At 44.5% G+C, this 23,088-nt stretch carries 16 protein-coding genes; 3 read left to right on the top strand and 13 right to left on the bottom strand.

Annotated features, from left to right (window positions below):
* Positions 1-65 precede the first annotated feature (65 nt).
* On the top strand, positions 66-842 hold the full coding sequence (locus tag K5Q73_RS12090; RefSeq protein WP_220762866.1) for a hypothetical protein: 777 nt from the start codon (positions 66-68) through the stop codon (positions 840-842).
* Between the two features lie 203 nt (positions 843-1,045).
* On the opposite strand, the gene topA is transcribed toward K5Q73_RS12090, so the two are convergent.
* On the bottom strand, positions 1,046-3,742 hold the full coding sequence (topA, locus tag K5Q73_RS12095) for a type I DNA topoisomerase (protein ID WP_220762868.1): 2,697 nt from the start codon (positions 3,740-3,742) through the stop codon (positions 1,046-1,048).
* A gap of 336 nt (positions 3,743-4,078) precedes the next feature.
* Here topA and astB point away from each other — a divergent pair, with 336 nt between their 5' ends.
* Complete coding sequence (gene astB, locus K5Q73_RS12100; RefSeq protein ID WP_220762870.1) at positions 4,079-5,416, top strand: N-succinylarginine dihydrolase; 1,338 nt, start codon at positions 4,079-4,081, stop codon at positions 5,414-5,416.
* A gap of 245 nt (positions 5,417-5,661) precedes the next feature.
* Here astB and K5Q73_RS12105 read toward each other — a convergent pair whose 3' ends face one another.
* Positions 5,662-8,085: an Ig-like domain-containing protein gene (locus K5Q73_RS12105; protein ID WP_220762871.1), complete on the bottom strand. Its 2,424-nt coding sequence runs from the start codon at positions 8,083-8,085 to the stop codon at positions 5,662-5,664.
* 216 nt (positions 8,086-8,301) lie between these two features.
* Between K5Q73_RS12105 and K5Q73_RS12110 the strand changes: the two genes are divergently transcribed.
* Positions 8,302-9,630 (top strand): dicarboxylate/amino acid:cation symporter, encoded by a 1,329-nt coding sequence (locus K5Q73_RS12110; RefSeq protein WP_220762873.1) that lies wholly within the window; start codon positions 8,302-8,304, stop codon positions 9,628-9,630.
* 71 nt (positions 9,631-9,701) lie between these two features.
* On the opposite strand, the gene K5Q73_RS12115 is transcribed toward K5Q73_RS12110, so the two are convergent.
* From K5Q73_RS12115 to dnaX, 11 genes are all read right to left on the bottom strand, one after another.
* Entirely contained in the window at positions 9,702-10,259 is a 558-nt protein-coding gene (locus K5Q73_RS12115) for a sugar O-acetyltransferase (protein ID WP_220762875.1), read from the bottom strand.
* Positions 10,260-10,372: 113 nt separating this feature from the next.
* Positions 10,373-11,677, bottom strand: a complete 1,305-nt coding sequence (locus K5Q73_RS12120) for an inosine/guanosine kinase (RefSeq protein WP_220762877.1) — start codon at positions 11,675-11,677, stop codon at positions 10,373-10,375.
* 263 nt (positions 11,678-11,940) lie between these two features.
* Entirely contained in the window at positions 11,941-12,936 is a 996-nt protein-coding gene (hemH, locus tag K5Q73_RS12125; RefSeq protein ID WP_220762879.1) for a ferrochelatase, read from the bottom strand.
* Between the two features lie 162 nt (positions 12,937-13,098).
* A complete protein-coding gene (adk, locus tag K5Q73_RS12130; RefSeq protein ID WP_220762881.1) occupies positions 13,099-13,743 on the bottom strand; it encodes an adenylate kinase in 645 nt (214 codons plus the stop codon).
* Positions 13,744-13,923: 180 nt separating this feature from the next.
* Entirely contained in the window at positions 13,924-14,769 is an 846-nt protein-coding gene (locus K5Q73_RS12135) for a tetratricopeptide repeat protein (protein WP_220762883.1), read from the bottom strand.
* Positions 14,770-14,855: 86 nt separating this feature from the next.
* Positions 14,856-16,772, bottom strand: coding sequence for a molecular chaperone HtpG (gene htpG, locus K5Q73_RS12140; RefSeq protein ID WP_220762885.1), 1,917 nt, complete (start codon positions 16,770-16,772; stop codon positions 14,856-14,858).
* 223 nt (positions 16,773-16,995) lie between these two features.
* Positions 16,996-17,595, bottom strand: a complete 600-nt coding sequence (gene recR, locus K5Q73_RS12145) for a recombination mediator RecR (RefSeq protein WP_220762887.1) — start codon at positions 17,593-17,595, stop codon at positions 16,996-16,998.
* A 184-nt stretch (positions 17,596-17,779) separates the two neighbouring features.
* Positions 17,780-18,700, bottom strand: a complete 921-nt coding sequence (locus K5Q73_RS12150; protein WP_220762889.1) for a hypothetical protein — start codon at positions 18,698-18,700, stop codon at positions 17,780-17,782.
* 2 nt (positions 18,701-18,702) lie between these two features.
* Positions 18,703-19,386 (bottom strand): tetratricopeptide repeat protein, encoded by a 684-nt coding sequence (locus K5Q73_RS12155; protein ID WP_220762891.1) that lies wholly within the window; start codon positions 19,384-19,386, stop codon positions 18,703-18,705.
* A gap of 288 nt (positions 19,387-19,674) precedes the next feature.
* On the bottom strand, positions 19,675-20,004 hold the full coding sequence (locus tag K5Q73_RS12160; RefSeq protein ID WP_012154758.1) for a YbaB/EbfC family nucleoid-associated protein: 330 nt from the start codon (positions 20,002-20,004) through the stop codon (positions 19,675-19,677).
* 100 nt (positions 20,005-20,104) lie between these two features.
* On the bottom strand, positions 20,105-22,987 hold the full coding sequence (gene dnaX / locus K5Q73_RS12165; protein ID WP_220762893.1) for a DNA polymerase III subunit gamma/tau: 2,883 nt from the start codon (positions 22,985-22,987) through the stop codon (positions 20,105-20,107).
* Positions 22,988-23,088 lie beyond the last annotated feature (101 nt).

Consider the following 23,088-nt stretch of genomic DNA (forward strand, 5'->3'; position numbering starts at 1 on the left):
GATTACTACCCTAGAATATTGATTTATAGTAGCATTAGTCGAATTCTACACTTATTGGTTTTGCTATGATATTTGCGTCAGTCTTGATCTTACTCGGCACCTTATTACTCCTGGTGATCGGTATTAGCATCATTCAGCAACATAAAGCACGTGTCGAGTCTGAAAGACGTATAGAGCTGGCTCGCCATCGCGCAGTAATAGATGAAACTGAGGAAGTATTGTCCAATACAGGGCTAATCCCCTGCTCTTCGAGTATCATTCTTGTTCTTTATCGAAGAGTTGAAGATGCATTGACCTCTGCACTTCCGCTTGCTCGTAACCAGAGCAGCGATTTTGAACGTCGTTTAATTGATTTACGTGGCCAGATCCAAGCGCTGCAAGCTGCACCAAAACCCGCACCAGCCATCGAACAATTTCGCTTGCCTGACAGTGACCGTCAAATCTTGACTCTAGTACAAACCCTTAAAAAGATGAAAGCGATTCTTCGTGCCGAACACAATAAGGGCAAAGTTGAGCCAAGCGTTTTTAGTCAAGAAGAACAGCGTATCGATAGCTTACAGCTGCGTATTAACGTCGACTCTATGCTCGGCAGAGGTAGAGCGGCCTGCTTTATGAAGCAGTATGGCTCAGCCAAACAGATGGTCACTAAGGCCTTAGCGACTCTGCATACGATTAAGGCTCAGACCCCAAATGATCCCTTTATCGGCCGTAAAGTAGAAGAGGCCAAGGCGATGCTTGAAGAGATCACTGGCGCCCAGAAATCGGCTCAGCCAGTATCTATCAGAACCAAAGAAGATGACGATGATATCGATGTCTTGTTCCAGCCAAAGAAAAAGTGGTAACTCAAAGCTAAGACTTGTAATTTAAAGCCTAACGTATAAGCAGGATGTGTACGTATACTGCTGATTGAATTTGCAAGTTTCATATAAGTCTCCAAAGTGGAGACATATCTCGAACTGGACTGACACTGAATTCAAAACTGAATACAAAAAAGCCCCGATAATTCGGGGCTTTTTTGTAACTAGACAGTAGCGCTGTAAACCGATTACTCGGCTTTGGTCGCCTTAGCTTTTGGTTTGGCTTTAGGTTTTGCTTTGGCCTTCGGCTTTGGCTTGGCCTTAGCTTTTGCTTCAGTCACCCACTTGCCATCAACAAACTTTGATGTCCAGCCTGTCGCCTTACCATCAACATCTGTTGCAACGTACTGCTCTTTAGTCTTACGGCTAAAGCGAACAGATGCAAGATTACCATCATCGTCAGCCACTGGCGCATCTGCCAGATACTGGTACTTAGGCCATAATAGCTCGCGGTACTTCACAAGCTCTTCGACTAACGGACCACGAGTCTCACGTGATTTAGGGAAGGTGCTCGCCGCAAGGAAGATCCCCGCTGCGCCATCTCTTAACACGAAATACGCATCAGACTTAGTACACTTAAGTTCAGGTAAGTGAATTGGGTCTTCTTTTGGCGGCGCAGCTTCACCGCTCTTAAGCAGCTTACGCGTGTTCTTACACTCAGAGTTTGTACAACCAAAATACTTACCAAAACGGCCATTCTTAAGTTCCATATCGTTTCCACAACGATCGCACTCAATAATAGGTCCTTCGTAGCCTTTGATCTTAAACTGACCCGCTTCAACCTCATAGCCATTACACGTTGGGTTATTACCACATACGTGTAACTTACGAGCTTCATCGATTAAGTAGCTATCCATGGCTGTACCACAGATGCCACAACGATGCTTAGCACGTAATGCTTCTGTCTCAGCGTCTTCACCGCTACTCACAGCCTCTTCACCAGGCGTTAAGTTCAATGTTGTTTTGCAGCGCTCTTTTGGCGGAAGTGCATAACCAGAACAGCCGAGGAATACACCCGTCGTACCGGTACGAATGCCCATAGGGCGTCCACAAGTTGGACACTTGATGTCATCGGTGATCACCATTTCGTTCGGGCGCATACCGCCCTCTTCTGGTGATAACTCAGCGACTTCTAATTGCTTAGTGAAGTCTTTATAGAAACCATCGAGAACTTTTTTCCACTCAAGCTTACCTTGAGCAACATCATCTAATGTTTGCTCCATGCTTGCAGTGAAGTCGTAACTCATTAGATCTTCAAAGCTACCCACTAAACTATCACTAACGATTTCCCCCATCTTTTCAGCAAAGAAACGACGGTTGTCAACTTTGACATAACCACGATCTTGAATCGTTGAAATAATCGTTGCGTAAGTAGACGGACGGCCAATACCACGCTTTTCAAGCTCTTTAACTAAAGAAGCTTCGCTGTAACGCGCTGGCGGCTTAGTAAAGTGCTGCTTAGGCAGTAATTCTTTTAGCGTGACGGCATCACCTTGTGCCACGTATGGCAAAGTGTTGTCTTCTTCGTTTTTCTTCTTAATGGCAGTTTGAACGCGAGTCCAACCATCGAAACGAAGAGTACGACCTGTCGCTTTTAATTCATATTCGCCAGCACTCACAGTTAGGCGAGTCGCATCATATTTTGCAGGTGTCATCTGACACGATACAAACTGACGCCAAATAAGCTCGTAAAGACGCTGTGCGTCACGTTCCATATCTGACAGCGACGCAGCACTCACTTTTACATTTGAAGGACGGATCGCTTCGTGAGCCTCTTGTGCGCCTTCTTTACTACCATAACGGATAGGTGATTCAGGCAAGTACTTATCACCATACTCTTTGCCAATCATATCACGCACGTTGTCGAGCGCTTCTTGGCTTAAGTTGGTCGAGTCGGTACGCATATACGTGATGTGGCCCGCTTCATACAAGCGCTGCGCCATCATCATGGTTTTCTTCACACCAAAGCCTAAGCGAGTACTCGCGGCTTGTTGCAGCGTCGATGTAATATAAGGTGCAGATGGTTTGCTTGATGTCGCTCTGTCTTCACGCGCAGCAACCACAAAGCTAGACTGTGATAACTGACTAACCGCAGTTTGTGCTTGTGATTCATTGACAGGATTAAACGCCTTACCTTGGAATTTAACTACCTGCATTTTTAGCAAGTCGTCGGTTAAGGTGTTGAGCTCAGCATGAACATCCCAGAACTCTTCTGGCACAAAGGCTTTAATCTCGCTTTCGCGTTCAACCACAAGACGAACGGCGACAGACTGTACACGCCCAGCAGACAGGCCACGAGCAACCTTTTTCCACAATAGCGGTGAAGCCATAAAGCCAACAACACGGTCCAAGAAACGACGCGCCTGTTGTGCATTAACCATATTAGTGTCAAGCACCGATGGTTGGCTAAATGCGTCTTGAATAGCGGTCTTGGTAATTTCGTTAAACACCACGCGCTGGTAGCGAGATTCATCGCCGCCAATCACTTGCTGTAGATGCCAAGCAATCGCCTCTCCCTCTCTATCCAAATCGGTTGCGAGATAGATATGGTCAGCAGATGCTGCCAGAGTTTGGAGTTCCTTAACGACTTTTTCTTTGCCTGGTAAGGTTTGATAGTTTGCTTTCCAGCCTTTTTCTGGATCGACCCCCATGCGCGCAACTAACGCTTGCTTCGCTTTTAAACTCTTATACTCAGCCTTCTCCTCTGGAGACATCTTTTTAACTTCAGCAACTGTCTTACTAACAACTTTAGCGTCTGAACTTGATGATGTAGGCAGATCACGGATGTGACCTACACTCGACTTAACGATGAAATCTTTGCCTAGATATTTATTAATAGTCTTGGCTTTGGCCGGTGATTCGACGATTACTAGCGATTTACCCATAGATTAATTTGCGCCAACGAGTCTCAAAAATCGGAAATTTGGCTCCATATATAGAGGGTTGTGTACAGAGTTTCAAGCTAATCCCTCTTTTATTTGTACCGGAGTATCAATTTTTAACCATTTTTGAAATAAATGTGAAAAAAAATAGTGCGTATTTAAAAACTAATATTTCATTATTAGTCATCAAGCAAGTCATCGTTGTGCATTTCAATTCAAATTCAGTGTTTTTGTCAATTTAAACTCGCTTGTGTGGCACTGTCGCTTAAGTATACTGACCGTAATAATTACAACTCAGAAAAGATATTACAACCTGAGCTACCCTTAAGGAAAACAAGAATGAAGCATTTTGAAGCGAATTTCGACGGACTCGTTGGGCCAACGCACAATTACGCTGGTTTATCATTTGGTAACGTCGCCTCATTAAATAACGCTGCTGCAACCTCAAGCCCAAAAGATGCTGCTAAACAAGGACTAAAAAAAGCAAAAGCGCTCGCCGATCTCGGTTTAGTTCAAGGCATGCTTGCCCCTCAAGAGCGCCCAGACCTACACACACTTCGTAAAATTGGTTTTTCTGGCACTGACGCTGAAGTTCTCAATAAAGCTGCGAAAGAAGCACCAGCGCTTCTACGTGCGTGCTGTAGTGCATCAAGCATGTGGACAGCTAACGCTGCCACCGTATCTCCTAGTGCAGACACCCATGATGGTAAATTACACTTTACCCCTGCTAATTTGGTCGACAAATTGCACCGCAGCATAGAACCTACGACCACGGGTAACATACTTCAAGCTACGTTTAACGATAGCCGCTTTTTCAAACATCACCAACATCTTCCAGAACATAGCAGCTTTGGTGATGAAGGTGCAGCTAACCACACGCGCTTATGTAGTGAATATGGACTGGCTGGTGTTGAACTGTTTGTCTATGGTCAGGAGGCCACTAATCCATCTGCGCCAAAGCCGCAAAAGTTTCCAGCACGTCAGACGCTTGAAGCATCCCAAGCGGTTGCCCGTCTGCACCAATTAGATGATAACGGCACCGTCTACATTCAACAAAACCCCGATGTGATTGACCAAGGCGTGTTCCATAACGATGTAATTGCCGTAGGTAACCAAAATGTGCTGTTCTACCATGAGCAAGCCTTTTTAAACACCCAGGCAAAACGGACTGAAATTAAGAACAAGTTTGGAGACTCAGCGCTACACTTCGTCGAAGTGCCTACCTCTAAGGTGGCGATTCAAGATGCTGTTAAGAGTTACCTCTTTAATACGCAAGTTGTTACCCTACCTTCAGGTGAAATGGCAATTATTGCGCCAACGAACTGCCAGGAAAACCCTGCCGTATTTGCTTATTTAAATGAGTTGGTGACACTAGACACTCCGATTAAGCAAGTCCTTTACTTTGACGTTAAGCAGAGCATGCAAAATGGTGGTGGGCCAGCATGTTTACGTTTACGCGTAGCAATGAACCAAGATGAAGTGGCGGCGGTTAATCAGCATACTTTAATGAACGATGCGCTGTTTAGTCGTTTAAATCTGTGGGTAGATAAACATTACCGTGATCGCTTGCTAGTTGAAGACTTAGCCGACCCGCAGTTAATAATCGAATCGCGTACAGCACTCGATGAACTAACACAGATTATGCAACTAGGCAGTGTTTATCAGTTCCAGAGATAACTGTAGCTTCAGCTGTTAATACAAAAAACCACCTTTATAGGTGGTTTTTTTGATGGGTGCACTTAATATCGACCTGGGTAAGACAAGAGCGACAGCCCTATTTATACAATTACCACGATATTAACCCCATCAGAACTATCCTTTTTCTTTTATAGTACATTCAGAAAGCCAAATTTTTTATAAAAAAAGCCTTGCTTCAGCAAGGCTTTCATAAAATAGTCACTAACAATAAATTCGTATTACGACTAGTGGATAGTTAGCGGGATAGTGGCAATTAGTGTTAGATCGCCTTTTGGCGTAACGGCTTCAATAACCAGCGTACCAGACTCTGGATCATCAGCGCCTTTAATCACCACACTGTAAGACAAGGCACCATTCTTGTTAGTAGAGGCGACAGTGAATGTACCATTGCTTGCCAAACTACCAACTGATGGCTTGAAGGTCAAAATAGTGCCTGAGGGTAACGGCTGATTGTGTAAGTCACTGACGATAATCGATACACCGCCTGTCGACTTACCAAAAATATCGAGAGTGTTATTCTCGTTCAAGCCGTCACAAGCATCAACCACGCCAGCTTCATCAGTACAACTATCAGAGATCACTGGAGCCGATGAATAGGCATCACTACCTGCCATCACAATAACAACACTTGCTCTGACGTTTAATGATTTATTTGTCGTTGAACAGCCAGAATGCGCCGTACCGTTCGCATCAAGTGCACATAAACTGCCGTTATATAGACCATCAGCGCCATCGAATACACTATTATTGTTAAAGTCAGCGAATGTTTCTAAATCCCCGCCGTCTTCTCCTGTCGTTTCAGGGTTATAGACAGTGTCTTCGTTATGATCAACAAATGCTTCAGCCAGATCATAGCTATTACCTGAGACGTTTGGCTTGGTTTTAAAGTCTGAAACCTCAGTTGCATCAAAACGACCATTGCCATTGGTATCAGGGAAAGATTCTTCACCGATAGCGGTTGCAAGGATAGTAACGCGGCCGCCATAGGGCTGGCCAAGTTTTGGAGTTAGCGAAGGAGCACTATTGAGTATTGCACCTGTTGGTCTTGGGTTTTGACTAGTCCACTTTACAGAGCAAGTCCCCTTTAACGTTACGCAAGATGGGTCGATTGAGCCACCTTCAGTCGTGAACGATACAGCCGTTCCATCAGGAACAGGGTTATTAAAGGCATCGGCAAGCCTTGCTGTAACGTTGACCTCAGTTCCATCATAATCCCAGCCTTCAGGACTCGCGTTATCAACCGATAACGAGAAACTGTCTTGATCTGGCAAACCTGTTGAAATTACGAGTAAATTAGACTGGCTTGATATTTCAGGTGTTTTCCCATCAACAACGGCAGTTACTCTTACCGAAGTTGCCACAGTTCCTGAATTAACCACTGTTTGAGCTATACCGTTTGCATCAGTTTTAGCGTTTTCAGGGCTAAACTTAATCCCGCCAGCTTCAGTGTTTAGTGAGAAGTTTACTTGCTGATTGGTAACTGCAATGCCGTTACTATCCAGTACTTTAAATTTAACTGTTGATGCTTCTGAACCACCAGTGCCTTTTAACCGGATATTTTCAGGTAGTGCTTCAACAAAATAGATACTGCCAACACTTGCTGGTAGAACTGTCAACTTAGCTGACGCTGTCAATGCTTTACCGCCTACATTGGCGCTAACATTAACGGAGTCCTCGCCAACGCAACCTTTTGCAAGATATGTACTAGTCGCTACGCCATTAACAGCAATAACTGGTGAGCTAATTTCAGCTTCCGGAGACGCTTTAGCAGAGCAGATCGAAGAAAAAATAACTTCTGCTGGTTCTGTGAATAACTTGCCTTGGTCATCTTGCAAAGTCACTGAAATACTTGCTGTACCGCCAGCAGATACACTCACTGGGGTAATTGACGCAACACCTGACTCGAACGGTGCGCCGCTCCCCATGAGGACGTTGGTTGCTCCAATGGTAAACGGTAAATTAGCCGTTTCACCTGATAATAACGTCACAATTGCATTCGCGGCTCCAGGCTCAGCACCCGCCAAGATTTGTACCCTTGCTTGTCCATCTTCAGTAACTGCAGTATTGATTGGGATCTCACCACGACTTGTAGTGAAAGTCACAATGGTTTCTTTAGAAAGTCCAGTAACGGTAGCTACCAAGAAACCAGGGGATAAACTGCTAATCCCTGATGTAGGCTGATTATTTTCATCTACTAAGCTAATCGCTACAGATGCGCCGTTACCCGCGTCACCACCATCGCCGACCATAGTCACATTAATACTTGCTGTTTCTCCTGTTGAGGTTTTGGCTGTAACTGTAGCACCAGTACTAATAGAGGCAGTGCTTAAAGTAACAACGGCATTACCCTCATTATTAGTAGAGACTTCACCAGTAGCAGGATCGAAAGAACCATAGGTTGCATTATTTAATGAAAACGAGACTAACGTACTGACCGCAGCCCCATTTGAATCAGTCACCTTAGCCGTTATCTGTGCATTTTCTGCAACCGAAATAAGTGAATTAGTAGTGCTTAACTCTATTGAAATTGTCGTTGGGTCAGGAGTAGTACCACCGTCTTCATCCTCAGAAATACTTCCTCCCCCACTACAACCAATGAGAAGAAATGACCATATAAAAGCAATAAAAATGCTATAAGCTGACTTCATTGTCAGACTCCCTGTTACTCAGATTATTATTTTTGGCAACGCTTTGATTACCTTGCGACTCAAGTTAAACAATCTTCCCATAACTTTTACACAATAAACATCTATTTATTTGTCAGAACACTGCAAAACTTAACTTTTACCCCATTTCATCGGTGTCACTTTCTTGCTAGGCTTTAGAACGCAAATTGAAAGAATAAAAATTATACAGGAAGCACTATGTCTGCTACGAAAACCAAAAAACTCGGCCTCACGAGTAAGATTGTAATCGGTATGTTTGCCGGTATTATCCTCGGGCTATTATTACGCAATCTGTTTCCAGAGAGTGATTTCATCAAAGAGTACATCACCGAAGGCGTACTTAACGTTATCGGTACCATCTTCATCTCCAGCTTAAAAATGCTTGTCGTTCCTCTCGTATTTGTCTCATTAGTCTGTGGTACCTGCTCACTTAGCGAGCCTTCTAAAGTCGGTCGCTTAGGTGGCAAGACCATCGCGTTTTATCTCTTCACCACCGCGATTGCACTCTCAATGGCGATTCTAGTCGCCATTGCAGTTCACCCAGGCAACGCCAGCATGGTGACCGAGGGAATGCAGTTCGATGTAAAGCAAGCACCGAGTCTTTCAGACGTTATCATCAACCTTGTGCCAACTAACCCACTGCATGCAATGAGTGAAGGCAACATGCTTCAGATCATCATCTTTGCAGTGATCTTTGGTTTTGCTATTTCCCATATCGGCGAACGTGGTGCACGTGTTGCCGCGCTGTTTAACGACCTTAACGAAGTCATCATGCGTGTTGTTACACTTATCATGCAGCTTGCTCCTTACGGTGTGTTTGCTCTGATGGCAAAGCTTGCACTAACATTGGGCATGGAAACCTTTGGCAGTGTTGTGAAGTACTTCTTCGTAGTACTAGGTGTATTACTTGTCCATGCGTTCGTTGTGTACCCGACGCTACTTAAAGTGTTCTCAGGGCTAAACCCGTTCACCTTTATCCGTAAAATCCGCGATGTACAGCTATTTGCCTTCAGCACTGCAAGCTCCAATGCAACATTACCTGTGACGATTGAGACTGCAGAGCATCGTATGGGCGTGGATAATAAGATTGCCTCTTTTACCCTACCGCTTGGCGCAACCATCAACATGGATGGAACCGCGATCATGCAGGGTGTGGCAACCGTATTTATTGCACAAGTATTTGGTATTGAGTTAACGATCACCGATTACGCAATGGTTGTTGTTACGGCAACGCTTGCCTCTATCGGTACAGCTGGTGTGCCTGGTGTGGGTCTAATCATGCTTGCCATGGTACTTAACCAAGTTGGTCTACCTGTTGAAGGTATCGCGCTAATTATCGGTGTAGATAGATTACTTGATATGGTACGTACGGCGGTTAACGTCACTGGCGATACAGTCGCGACAGTGGTGATTGCCAAGTCTGAAAATGAATTTAACGAAGAAATCTTCAACAATACCCAAGCGGGTAAAGTCGCTCCTGGCTTTAACGCTCAAGTTCATGCTGAAGAAATGAAGTTGAACAAATAAAAATATACGCTAAATCTAAAAAGGCATCCTAATGGATGCCTTTTTAATGCCCTTGTTTCTAGCTAGGCTAATTACTCTGTAGTATTGAGCTTCTTTAACACTCTTGCGGGAACACCACCGACCATACAGTCTGCTGGCACATCTTTATTCACTACAGCGCCTGCGGCAACAATGGAGCGCGCACCAATAGTGACACCTTGATTAATCACCACGTTACCACCTATCCACACATCATCTTCAATGGTGATCGGTAAGCAAAATGTCTCCCAGCGGCGGCGACTCATATGATCTAGAGCATGAGAAGCGGTATAAAATTGGCAGCTTGGGCCAACCATTACGTGATTACCTATCGTTATTTTTGCTCCATCTAGCATCACCGCGCCAATATTGATAAAACTCCCCTTACCTATCGTGATCTGTTTACCGAACTCACAGCTAAACGGCTCTCTTACTATAGAACCTTCACCAATATTATTGAGTAATTGCTTTATCAAGCACTGGGTTTCGCTATAGCCTAAACTATTGCTAATTTGTTTTTGTAATAAATAGGCATTGTCTCGTACCGCTGAAATTTCAGGATCTGCGCCTTCAAACACTTCACCATTGAGCATTTTTTCGTATTCAGTCATAACTTCATTCTTCTTACTATTATTCCAGACTAGATTCAAAAAAGGCATAACTCAGAATTCCAAGTTATGCCTTTCAAAATTATTTAGCTAATTGCCAGTTAGGGCGTCTCAGCTTATCGTTCCCAGTATGACTCTTCTAAGCTGTCTTCACGCTCAGGTAAGCCACGAGAAAGCCTTGGGCTATGCTGTGCCAGTACTTCATAAGCCACGCGGTTAGCGTACTTACAAATTTGTGAGAACGACGAGTAGCACAAACCATCACGCTTATGCTTGCTTGAGCCTGGCACATTGGTCTTATGGAAAGTATTTGACGCTAAATCATGCAGCAAAGCCGCTAAAGCACCATCGCCTGCACCGTTTGTGTTACGAATAATTTCTGGACCGCCCATGTAAGGAGAGATATGTGCGTACACCTTTAGTGGCGAGTCACAATCTGCTTTTAATTTAGGGCGAGAGAACTCGTAACGGTTAAACTCTGGAATTGAACCCGGTAATAGGGTGTGGCTTGTTTCACGCTTTTCAGAGTCTTCTGTATAGCCTGCGGTATAAAGACCTAAAGGACCAGCTGTGGTCAACACCATATCACACCACTCAAGCGCAGCTTCACTCGCTTGCAGTGGATCGCTAAAGCCAGTCAATGCCTCGCCTTCATCTTCGTTCATCGCCAAAATAGTCACGTGTTCTTTGATGAACTCCTGCCACCATTTTGGATCTTCTTCGATTAAGAAGCGCGTACCAAGGGTTAATACAACTGGCACTTCAGCTTCTTTCGCGTAATTAATCGCCGTCATTGCCGCATCAGTGATCTGATCGCCACCGCTAGCACGCATCAAGTAAGCTGTTAAAATCAGCGCTGAACCGCCCTGTACCACTTCTTTATCGATATATGTCGGCGTTAATTGATCCATTGAGCCTTTACTGATCGCAAAAGTACGCTCGCCGCACTCGGAGATCAAGGTAAAACAACGGCCAATTGGACCCGCTACCGGTTGCAGGTAATTCAAATCCACTTTAGATGAAGTGTTACATAGGTAACGGTATGCATAGCTACCCACTTCAATATTTTGGCTCATTACGCCAAATAATACTGAACGGTCATCCGCTAAAATCGAGTAATTGTGTACTGTGTTACCAATCGTGCCACCAGCAAATTCATCGCTGATCAACTCATTAGTTTTAAGCTCAGTATAAAGTGCATGGGCCTTGTCATCATCGATCAAGGTTGAGTTGCCTTTAGGCAATTCGTAGCGGCTCAATAACTCATCTTCCACTTTCGCCTCAATATCTACAAGTGTCTGATCGATGCCAGAGATGTAGGTTGAAATCGGTAGAGGCTGTTGGATCAACTGCGCAAGCAATGGATCACGGTTTTTAACTGGAAAATAATGTTTAGACTTACGCTGACCTGGAAACTTCATATTGAGCTCTCTTTCATTCGGCATCCATGCAAAATATCAATTAAAACGGGTAAGTTATCTCAAGCTGTTTATTCAATGCGAACAAGCAAACTCTACACTTCTAGCAACTAGCCATAATAAAAACTCTACCCTCACTATTTCTTTAGCTTAGTCACAACTTAAACAAAATAGTGAATTTAAAGGGCTAGATGCAAAAAAAGGTGGGGGATTTTACCACACCCCACCTCTTTCGCTAGCTGAAATCACTATAGAAGTTAGAAAATTTAATACCAACCCTTAGTTTGCTCCTGAACAAGGCTAGCTAATAACTCAATGTGAGCAGGAGAGTCATTGAGGCAATCAATAAATTCATAGCGCTCACCACCAGCCGATAAGAAGTCTTCTTTACCTTCTTGTGAGATCTCCTCAAGGGTTTCTAAACAATCACAAGAGAACGCAGGACACATAATGTCAACCGACTTAATGCCCTGTTCAGGCAGAGACTCAAGTAACCCGTCAGTTGCAGGCCCAATCCACTCTTCTTTACCAAATTGCGACTGGAAACAAATACGCCATTGTTCCTTGGTTAACCTAAGTTCTGCTGCTAGCAATTCTGCCGTTGCTTGGCACTGTGCTTGATAGGGATCGCCCTCAGTAATGTAACGTAGCGGTACACCATGAAACGACATTAACAAAACCTGTGCCTGGCCTTTTGCTTGCCAATGAGCCTTAACCGACTCCGCTAACGCTTTAATGTAAGCAGGGTGATCAAAATACTGCTTGTTGATGCGCACCTCAGGAATATTGCGTTCAGACTTTAAAAGCAGTGCAATTGCATCATAAACTGGGGCAACGGTAGAGCATGAGTATTGTGCGTAGAGTGGCAGAACGATGATCTTTTCAGCCCCTTGAGACTTTAAGCTGTCGAGCCCCGATTGCAATGACGGGTTGCCATAGCTCATACCTAGTTCAACGGGAATGGCTTGCCCGAGAGTCTCAAATAAAGAAGCTTTAAGCTTATCGCGCTGCTTTTGGCTTATCACCATCAAAGGTGAACCTTCATCCCACCAGATAGATTGATACAGCTTGGCGACTTTGGCCGGACGAGTATTAAGAATGATACCGTTTAAAATTGGCTTCCATAGCCAAGGGGAAAGATCGACCACGCGAGGATCGCTCAAGAACTGCTTAAGGAATTTTCTAACATCAGGAGCGGTAGGTGAATCAGGGGTACCTAAGTTTACTAATAACACACCAAATGGCGGGGCTAAATCACTCACATGAATTCTCTTTTTAGCAAGATATTCGGGTCAGGCTATCACCGCAAAACGCATAAAAAAAGCCCATTTACATGGGCTTTTCAAAATATGAGAACTAGCTCATAAACACATATTCAGCCGAGTATTTTTTATACTCGCTGACTAAGGAATTGACGCTAGATATTAGCCAAGAATAGTAACGATTTCTTCGCTAACTGTGGCTACAGACTTAGTACCGTCAAACTTGTTGTAAGTTACGTCGCCTTTAGCTGCAACCGCGCCGTAGTATTCTACTAGTGGCTTAGTTTGCTCATGGTAAATATCAAGACGCTTACGAACAGTTGACTCTTCGTCATCAGGACGGATAGCTAGGTCTTCACCAGTCACGTCATCTTTACCTTCAACCTTAGGCTGGTTGAATACGATGTGGTAAACACGGCCTGAACCTGGGTGAACACGACGACCGCTCATACGCTTAACGATCTCTTCGTCTGGCACATCAATTTCAATCACGTGATCAAGAGCGATACCGCTTGAGGCCATAGCGTCTGCTTGTGGAATAGTACGTGGGAAACCGTCTAATAGGAAACCTGAAGCGCAATCATCTTGTGCAACACGCTCTTTTACTAGGCCAATAATTAACTCATCAGAAACCAACTGACCAGCATCCATGACTTTCTTAGCTTCTAAGCCTAGTGGTGTGCCCGCTTTAACCGCTGCACGTAGCATGTCGCCTGTTGAAATTTGAGGAATACCGTACTTTTCCATGATGAATTGGGCTTGGGTACCTTTACCGGCACCTGGGGCACCTAATAGCATAATGCGCATCTGAATCTTCCTCTTAATTTCGCACTGTGATACCAACATCTGCCTAGAATAAGCAAAAAGCTGTCTAGTCGATGGGTATTGTTCTGTTTAGGGCGGCGATCTTCGCACAAATAGCCGCTATTTTGAAGTTATTTTCATTCGACTTTAGCATCAGTCACGGTAAATAAACTTTGACACGAATCAGTAAAGTAGAGTGTAGAGTTTGCGTCTATATTGATTGGCTAAACTGTTGCCTTGACCCAGTGCGGTTAAAATCTCTAGAAACAATGCTTTTACCTTGCCATCTAGTGCCGCAAGATCTTTCTGTAGTGGTGTAAACAACAAAGGCAAAGCTTCATCATTACGCCCAGCTTGATGCAGCGCCTTGGCCAAATCTAACACTAAGCTTAAATCATCTGGCGTGTTGTCTACTGCTTGCTGTAAATTTCTGATCTCTGGTGTATCGGCAGCATCTAACGCTAACGCAAGCTTTGCCTTAAGGCTTTGATAATAACCGTCTTGGTCAGCAAGCCCCACAGAGTCGAGCAGGCCTTTAGCATCGTCAAGTACGCCTAATGACAAGTACACATCGGCTAATGCTAAAGCTATTTCAGCGAGCTGGTTTTCGTTATAAGCATCTTTTAACAGTGGCAAAGCTGCAATCGCATTGTTTTCTGCTAAAAATACTCGCGCTTGGTTCAGCTTTAACTGCCACTCGGCAGGTAAATGTTTATCAAGCATCTCCACGATTTGCGGCGCTTCTTGCACACCTGCAAAGCCATCTACCGGCTTGCCTTCGTGTAATACTAAGGTGGTGGGCAAGCTTTGGATCTGGAAATAATTGGCAATTTCCATTTCCGTCTCACAGTTAATCTTGGCTAATACAAAACGGCCATTTTGTTGCTGTGCGATACCTTCAAGGGTTTGCATTAGGCTTAAACTTTCTGGGCTTTGACTCGCCCAAAATGCCATCACCACGACCTTCTCCATCGAAGCGTCGACCACTTGCTGTATATTTTCTTTCGTCAGCTCTAGAATCGATTGCATAACTTTTCCTTCGCTTTTAGCGAGTGACCATAAAAAGAGGCAGTAATACCAATTAGTATAACTGCCTCTTTAATCATAGCTGTTGATTATTTAACGCTAGCTAATAGCATTTGGTTCATTAACTTAATGAATGCTGATGGGTCAGCAAGGCTACCTTTTTCAGATAACAATGCTTGCTGTAGTAATAGCTCAGACCACTGAGCAAATAACTGCTCATCTTGCTCGTCGTTTAAACGGGCAACCAGCGGGTGCTCAGGGTTTAGCTCAAATGTCGGCTTAGGCTCTGGTACATCTTGACCAGCTGCTTGCATCAGCTTGATCATCTGAGTCGACATCTCACCTTCACCAGCAACCACACAAGCAGGGGTATCGGTTAGACGTGTCGTCACCTTAACCTCGGAAACTTTATCGCCTAGGCTATCTTTAACGCGTTTAACTAGGCCTTCAGACTCAGTTTCTAATTTCTCTTGCGCTTCTTTTTCACTTGCATCTTCAAGCTCACCTAACTCAAGGTCGCCACGAGTTACCGAGTGCAGTTTCTTGCCATCAAATTCAGTTAAGTGGTTAATCAACCACTCATCAATACGCTCAGACATCAACAGTACTTCGATGCCTTTTTTACGTAGCAATTCTAGATGCGGGCTGTTAGCTGCAGCTTCATGGCTATCGGCAACAATGTAGTAGATCTTAGACTGACCTTCTTGCATGCGCTCAATGTAATCAGCTAGCGATACATTGGCCGTTGCTTCACCTGTGTGAGTCGATGCGAAACGCAGTAGACCAGCCACACGTTCTTTGTTAGCGAAGTCTTCAGCAGGGCCTTCTTTTAGCACTTGACCAAACTCGGTCCAGAAAGACTGATATTTCTCAGCGTCATTTTTAGCTAGTTTTTCAAGCATGCCTAACACACGCTTAGTCACTGCAGTGCGTAGCGCCGTTGTAACCTTATTATCTTGCAAGATTTCACGTGACACGTTTAGTGGCAGATCGTTCGAGTCAATTAGACCTTGCACAAAACGCAGGTAGCTTGGCATAAACTGCTCAGCGTCATCCATTACAAATACGCGCTGTACAAACAGTTTGAGTCCATGCTTACGGTCGCGGTTCCACATATCCCAAGGCGCTTTAGCTGGAATATATAGCAAGCTTGTGTACTCTTGCTTACCTTCTACGCGGTTATGGCTCCACATTAGTGGGTCGGTAAAGTCATGAGAAATATGCTTGTAGAACTCTTGATACTCCTCGTCTGACACATCGCTCTTGTTACGAGTCCAAAGTGCTGTAGCCTTGTTCATTGGCTTCCAGCTACCTTCAGTGGCTGCAACGGCTTCTGTATCTTCAGTGGCTTCAACCGCTGGGGTACCAGCTTCGAACATCTCTACTGGGACTGAGATATGATCAGAGTATTTCGTGATAATTGAGCGTAAACGGTAGTCGTCGGCGAACTCTTTTTCGTCATCACGTAGGTGTAGCGTGATTTCAGTACCACGAGTCTGCTTAGAAATCGTCTCAACAGTGAAGTCACCTTCACCGGCTGATTCCCAAAGTACCGCTTCATCGGCACTATGGCCAGCAGCACGAGTACGAACAGTTACGCGATCTGCAACGATAAAAGCAGAGTAGAAACCCACACCGAACTGGCCAATTAATTGCGAGTCTTTAGACTCATCGCCAGACATGTTCTTAAAAAATTCTGCAGTACCCGACTTTGCGATTGTACCTAGATGCTCAATCACACCGTCGCGGGTCATACCGATACCGTTATCTTCGATAGTAACAGTACCTTTTTCTTTATCAGCGCTAATGCGAACTCGTAGCTCGCCATCACCTTCATAAAGGTCATCGTTTGTTAGGGCTTCATAGCGTAGCTTATCTGCAGCATCGGCGGCGTTAGATACTAACTCACGCAAAAAGATCTCTTTGTTTGAGTACAGAGAGTGGATCATCAAATGTAATAGTTGTTTGACTTCAGTTTGAAAGCCATGAGTCTCTTGTTGTGACATGAAATGTTCCCTTTAAAAATCAGTTTAAATAAAGCTTACAAATAAGATGGGGTTATAAAATCGCTTTTCAAGGGAAAGAGTGCGCATTGATTTCAATTGCACAAAAAAAATCCAGTTTGTAATAATCACAAACTGGATTTATAAAGCATTTCATTCTCAAACAAGTGCTTATCGCTATCGTTTAGACTTAAGCCTCAACAATGCAGAAATAATCTGGATGATATTAGATAGGTAAACGTCCATTAAAAGATAAAGCTAAGGTCGTACTATCTACATATTCAAGCTCACCACCCACTGGCACGCCATGAGCAATACGACTAACAGTCAATTGATGGCGTTTTGCCATATCGGCAATGTAGTGCGCGGTGGCATCACCTTCAACGGTTGGATTAGTCGCTAAAATAAGCTCACTCACATCACCAGACGCTAAATGCTGTTCTAGTAAATCAAGTCCAAGCTCATCTGGCCCCACTCCATCAAGCGGTGATAGGTGGCCAAGTAATACAAAGTAGCGCCCCGTAAAGTGCCCACCCGCTTCGATTGCAAGCACATCAGCTGGTGTTTCTACCACACAAATCACTTCAGAATGGCCACGCTTAGTGCTGACACAAATCGGACAATAGGTTTCTTCGGTAAACGTACGACATGATTGGCAATGGCCTACATCAGACATAGCTTTGGCTAACGAGTCAGCCAATTTAGCGCCCGCTTTTCGGTCTCGCTCTAGCAGTTGAAACGCCATTCTTTGGGCAGATTTTGGGCCAACCCCAGGTAAACAACGAAGTGACTGGATGAGCTCATCAACGAGTGGACTAAATTTCATTTAACGTTCCGCATATATAAGACATCTTTATGCCTTAGAAAATAGCCAATAACCTGTACAGCATGGGAGAAAACCACCCGCTAACACAAGCCATCATAAAATTAGCGTCAGATACTAGCATAGAATATGAAATTTTTACCCCTATCAGATAACCCAGACAAGTTTAACATTCACCGAAACGCGTTTATTTAAGCTCGATGGCCTTCACATTAAAAGCGACTGCAGATGACTCTCCCTGTGCAACGGCGCGCATACCGGGGCGAATAACCTTCCAATAGGCTCTATCCTCCAAACAAACAGCGCCAAAAAAGTGCTCAATATTAACCCCGCCCTTGCAGTTCTTACCCCAATAATCTCGGTTTTTATCGGAAAAAGTAATGTCGAGTTCTACCGGCTTGGCGCTGATAACGTGCCATAAATTACCGCCGCCCACTATAACTGCAGCACTCAATATAATATTACCGACTAATATGGCAATGACTTGTTTGGTTGTAGTCTGCCCCATTTGTGATGATCGCTGTTTCCCTTCTTGCGAAAAAGCCCTATATAACAGTATGGGTAAAGTCAGCACATAAGTGATGCCAGCTGCGATATAGGCGCTTTGAAAGAACTCATCTCGCCAGATAAAATCGGAAAAAAATACCAACGACAACAAACCAAAACAAGCAGCAATAATATAGGCAAAGCCAAGATATTTAATCGCTTGACTCGCTTGGGTTTGCTTAGGGAAATAATTTTCAACAAACTTGGCTTCACTCTCGCTCAAGAGTCTCTGTAAATGATCTTCTAGTTCGCCAAAGCTCACAAAACCAAATTCCTTTTGTCGCTCTCGACCTCCTTTAGCGCTGGTGTAATACAACGCCAATAACCCTTCTTCTTTACTCAGCAGATCATAAGTAAAAGTGATCTCACACTGCCTCACCTTTGTCTGTACGATCAGCATAGGCATGGTGAGCGCTCCACTTCCATCAACGCTAGGTTCTTCAAATACGACACAATCAAGCACCTCCTTGAGACGATGCTTTAAGTTAGTGCGACTTGTCACCGCCCCAAACTCTTGAGTTTGACCAGATGCTAACCCTAATGACAGCGAACTTATCTTCATGATTAAAATACCTGCTCTAACAGTGCGCTAATCTGATTGTTGTCATCATCCCAAGAATGCTTGGCTTTAGTGTTTCTAAAGGTTTGATCAGCGTTGGCTTTCTCTTGTGGCGTCAAATGTTCCGCGGCTTGTTTTACTAAGCTTCGAGACTGAGAAAAACCATTAGCTCTAGCATACAAGCCCCAAAGGTAAGCTTGGCTATAATCACCAAGATTGAAATAGTAAACAGCCAAATTATGTTGCCCAGCAGGGAAAGATTGCTTAGCAGACTTTTCGAGCCAAAATAACGATTTTAGCGGGTTTTGTGGCACGTAATGGCCAAAGTGATATAACAAGCTTAAATAGTATTGAGCAAACGCATTATCGCTATTCTTACTAAACCAACGGTATGCCTGCTGGTAATTGTCAGCAGCAGTCAAATCGTAAAAATACAGTGTGGCCAGCGACAACTGACTACCGACATCACCTAGCTTTGCAGCAGGCGCAAAAAATGCTTTCGCATCGGTGTAGCGCTTATTATTAAATAGAATAAAACCTATCTCACGAGCCTCTTCGGATGGCAGGCTTTTACTGTATTTGTCTATTCCGCTAAGGGCAATCGGCGGCGCACCAAACAAGGTGTTAAAGATAACCATGACGACAAATATAGCTAAGGAGAACCCCAGCCCTTTAAGCTTTTGCTTCACACATTAATCCATTTAGGCTAATACTGATTAAGAATAACTAAAGCTGTACACCAAAGATGGCGCAGCAAAGGCGAGTAATAAAACGGCAGCAGTCTGACACAAGGCTGTGAAGCTCGCAAGATATTGAATGTAAGCTTATGAAAGTTTGTGATTTATATTTACTTGGAGTGAAATGCTAATGAATAGGATAAATACAGAAACAGAAAAGCCCAAGATAAACTTGGGCTTTGTCATTTACCTACACTTATACCAGTCAGCTAGGACTGAAACAAACCGTTAGGAAATCAGTTAGAACGGCATCTTCATGCCTGGTGGTAGTTGCATACCGCCTGTCACTTCAGCCATTTTCTCTTTTTGATTCTCTTCTACGCGGCGCGCTGCATCGTTACAAGCTGCTGCGATAAGATCTTCTAGCATTTCTTTATCGTCTTCAAGCAGGCTTGCGTCGATATCAACTTTACGTACGCTGTGAGAACCCGTCATAGTGACTTTAACTAGGCCAGCACCAGCTTCGCCAGTCACTTCCATACGTGCGATCTCTTCTTGCACTTTAGCCATTTTGTCTTGCATCATCTGGGCTTGCTTCATCAAGTTGCCCATACCGCCTTTTCCAAACATACTCTAATTCTCTTCTATTATTTATCACAACAAATAAAGTGGGCTAATCTTACTAAAAAACCAATGATTAGCAATGAAAGCTGAAATTCAATTGTAAAATTTATGACTCAGTTAACCGCTTAAAGTTCGCAATATCGATCAACTCAATCTGTTTTCCTTTCTGTACCAATAGCTCTGGCGCATAAGTTAACGAATCGTCTGTCATCTGTGCCCCCATATTCTGGGTTAGCCAGCGCACATTTTCATCGGTCATCAGATCATGATGAGCCTGCACTAAGATCTCTTTGTTGAAACGTCGTCTGACTTCAAGCGGCGTTTCTCTATCATGATCAGCGCCTACAGTCACGCTTACCGTGCATGGCTCGCCAAGAGCGGCACTCATAGCCTCTTCTAATTGCTTAATGGCCACATCAGCAGCTAAATGCTTCTGATCTGGCTTTAGCAACAGTGACAAGGGTTGCTCAAACTGATGGCAGACTGAGTTCACCGCTAACTGACGCACTCGCCCACCAACCTCAAGCTCTGACATAAAGCGATACCATTTGAGATCAACTTCATTTCCCGTCAAATCACCACTGGGTAATATAGGTAAGTTTAGCTCAGCATCCTGAACAGGAGATGAATCAACTGTTGTTTGCTCAGGTGCAGTTACATCTTGTTCAGTATCAAATTCGGCAGTTTTTTCCTCTTCAAGCTTAGCTTCACTGTTATGCGGCTGAGCTGTCGAATCATCAAATCGCGCACAAGGATCCTGTTCGTGAGGTTCTTCCCAAGGCGGCCTGTCGATAATCTCGGACTGACTGTCATCAGCTAGTTGTTGAACTGGCTCTTTAGGTGATTCAAAGCTATCTGCTGAGGTGATTTCGTTATCCTCTACTTCTGGGAGCTTTCGCGCCGGAGGAGTAAAAGGCTTACGAACCTCTAAAGACTTTTTTGAGGATTCCTCCTTAGGATCATCCTCTCCTAGTCCCTCGAGTAAAGTCGCTCTGGCTGCAAGAACAGCATCCAAAAGATCATCACCCGAAACAGAGTCGGTATTGGTCGTCGAACTTACCGGTGACGTCACCGATTGAGCCTGCGAAGATGGCTCTTGATTGGTCTGATAACTTAAATCGTTACTATTATCGAAACCATAATCATGGCTAGAGCCATCATAAGCACCGGCATAGTCAGCGTACGATGCTAAATCATCATCGCTGTAATCTGCATAGGCTGCGCTTTCGCTGGTAAGCTCATCTTGTTGTCTATCTGCCCCCTGCTCAGACTCAGAGCCAAGCTCACTCTCAGACTTTGCCTCTAGAGCTGGAGGCATTTGCGGCTCAGGCTGTAATTGCGCTGAAGACTGTAACTGCGCTGAAGGCTCTATTTCTGCTGAGAGCTCTTTTTGCGCTAAAGGCTCTGTTTGTGCTGAAGGCTCGGTCGCTTTTTCAACCTTCTCAGCGACTTCAGTAACATCTGCGGCGACAACTTCTGGATCAGCCTCAGTGGCCGTTTCTGCTTGATTAAAGCCCTGACTCTGAGCCTGGCTCATTATCATGGCCATCTCGCTATTAAGGCTTAGATCTGGCTCCTCTAACGCAGCACTTTCTTCAATTATTTGCTTGCTACTCGGCTCCGTCACAATAGCTGAAGCGTTAGCAGAAATAACCTCGACGGGCTTCTCTTGCTCCTCAGCCGATCCCTTAACCTCAGCTTCATCAGCAGAAGTAGAGGCCGCGGCTAGTAAGGTCTCTGAGTTTAAAGCAGCAGGAGCTGAGTCTACCGCCGCTTGGGCGTGACTTATGGAAGCAGAGTTAACTGACGCTGCAGTAATCGCAGCTTGAGCTGCTAATAGTTGTTCCTTATCGGCTTTCGGTACACTAACTTCAGCTTTCGACTCGACCGCCCAACGCGTTACAGGCTTTTCTGGGACGAAAGTTACCGCTCGGAGCAGTGCCATCTCAAGTCCCGATTTAGGGTCGGGGGCATGAGGTAAGTCTTTACGCCCTGTAAGTAACAACTGATAGTACAGCTGTACCTGCTCTGCTGATAGCTGCTGTGCAAACGCTTTAATCTGCTCACTATACAGTGACATTTGCGCGGCTGCCGGAGCAAATTGGGTTAAAGTAATTTGATGCAACAACTCAAGTAAGCTTCGCAGCACTTCTTCTGGTTCAGCGCCAAATGACAGCACTTTTGCCGTCACTTGCATCAAATCTATCACATCAGCTTTAGCCAGAGCTTCAAGCAAGGCAATAACATGCTTCTCATCGATGCTACCGAGCATTGTCTGTACTTGCTCGAGTTTGACCTGACCTGCGCCAAATGCAATGGCTTGATCGGTCAAACTCAAGGCATCACGCATACTGCCGTTCGCCGCTTTAGCAAGTAAGGTTAAAGCTGACTCTTCAAAAGTCAGTTGTTCTGCCGTTAAAATATGGTTAAGCTGCGCGGCAATCTCATCTTGAGTAAGACTCTTAAGATTAAACTGCAAACAACGAGAGAGAACCGTCACAGGTAAGCGCTGTGGATCGGTAGTCGCTAATAAGAATTTTACGTGCTCTGGAGGTTCTTCAAGCGTCTTTAGCAAGGCATTAAAACTGCTGCGCGATAACATGTGTACTTCATCGATAAGGTACACTTTATAGCGACCACGGCTCGGCCTGTATTGCACGTTATCGAGTAGTTCTCGGGTATCATCAACCTTAGTTCTTGAGGCAGCATCGACTTCAATCAAGTCGACAAAACGGCCTTCGGCAATTTCAACACACGCAGAACATTGGCCACATGGCGTGGCTGTGACCCCTTGCTCGCAATTTAACCCCTTAGCAAAAAGACGTGCAAGACTGGTTTTACCCACACCGCGAGTACCGGAAAACAGATAAGCATGGTGCAATCTTTGCTGAGTAAGCGCATTGGTTAATGCATGTAAAACATGAGATTGACCAACCATTTGCTCAAAAGTGGCAGGGCGCCATTTTCTGGCCAACACCTGATATGACATGGAACTCCCCAACGTGTCATGAATATGGTTTCGGGAGCACGCTCCTCGACATCGTTGAACAATAGCATGCAACGGTTTTACATGCTATCTCAAGCGTCTTA

The organism is Shewanella sp. MBTL60-112-B2, from assembly GCF_019655055.1.
Classification (GTDB): domain Bacteria; phylum Pseudomonadota; class Gammaproteobacteria; order Enterobacterales; family Shewanellaceae; genus Shewanella.

Bases quoted from the DNA above. Each gene is read 5' to 3' on its own strand.
- dnaX (WP_220762893.1), bottom strand. From the start codon at position 22,987: ATGTCATATCAGGTGTTGGCCAGAAAATGGCGCCCTGCCACTTTTGAG.
- htpG (WP_220762885.1), bottom strand. From the start codon at position 16,772: ATGTCACAACAAGAGACTCATGGCTTTCAAACTGAAGTCAAACAACTA.
- K5Q73_RS12105 (WP_220762871.1), bottom strand. From the start codon at position 8,085: ATGAAGTCAGCTTATAGCATTTTTATTGCTTTTATATGGTCATTTCTT.
- K5Q73_RS12150 (WP_220762889.1), bottom strand. From the start codon at position 18,700: ATGAAGATAAGTTCGCTGTCATTAGGGTTAGCATCTGGTCAAACTCAA.
- K5Q73_RS12120 (WP_220762877.1), bottom strand. From the start codon at position 11,677: ATGAAGTTTCCAGGTCAGCGTAAGTCTAAACATTATTTTCCAGTTAAA.
- K5Q73_RS12090 (WP_220762866.1), top strand. From the start codon at position 66: ATGATATTTGCGTCAGTCTTGATCTTACTCGGCACCTTATTACTCCTG.
- K5Q73_RS12135 (WP_220762883.1), bottom strand. From the start codon at position 14,769: ATGCAATCGATTCTAGAGCTGACGAAAGAAAATATACAGCAAGTGGTC.
- K5Q73_RS12115 (WP_220762875.1), bottom strand. From the start codon at position 10,259: ATGACTGAATACGAAAAAATGCTCAATGGTGAAGTGTTTGAAGGCGCA.
- K5Q73_RS12110 (WP_220762873.1), top strand. From the start codon at position 8,302: ATGTCTGCTACGAAAACCAAAAAACTCGGCCTCACGAGTAAGATTGTA.
- adk (WP_220762881.1), bottom strand. From the start codon at position 13,743: ATGCGCATTATGCTATTAGGTGCCCCAGGTGCCGGTAAAGGTACCCAA.
- topA (WP_220762868.1), bottom strand. From the start codon at position 3,742: ATGGGTAAATCGCTAGTAATCGTCGAATCACCGGCCAAAGCCAAGACT.
- recR (WP_220762887.1), bottom strand. From the start codon at position 17,595: ATGAAATTTAGTCCACTCGTTGATGAGCTCATCCAGTCACTTCGTTGT.
- K5Q73_RS12160 (WP_012154758.1), bottom strand. From the start codon at position 20,004: ATGTTTGGAAAAGGCGGTATGGGCAACTTGATGAAGCAAGCCCAGATG.
- astB (WP_220762870.1), top strand. From the start codon at position 4,079: ATGAAGCATTTTGAAGCGAATTTCGACGGACTCGTTGGGCCAACGCAC.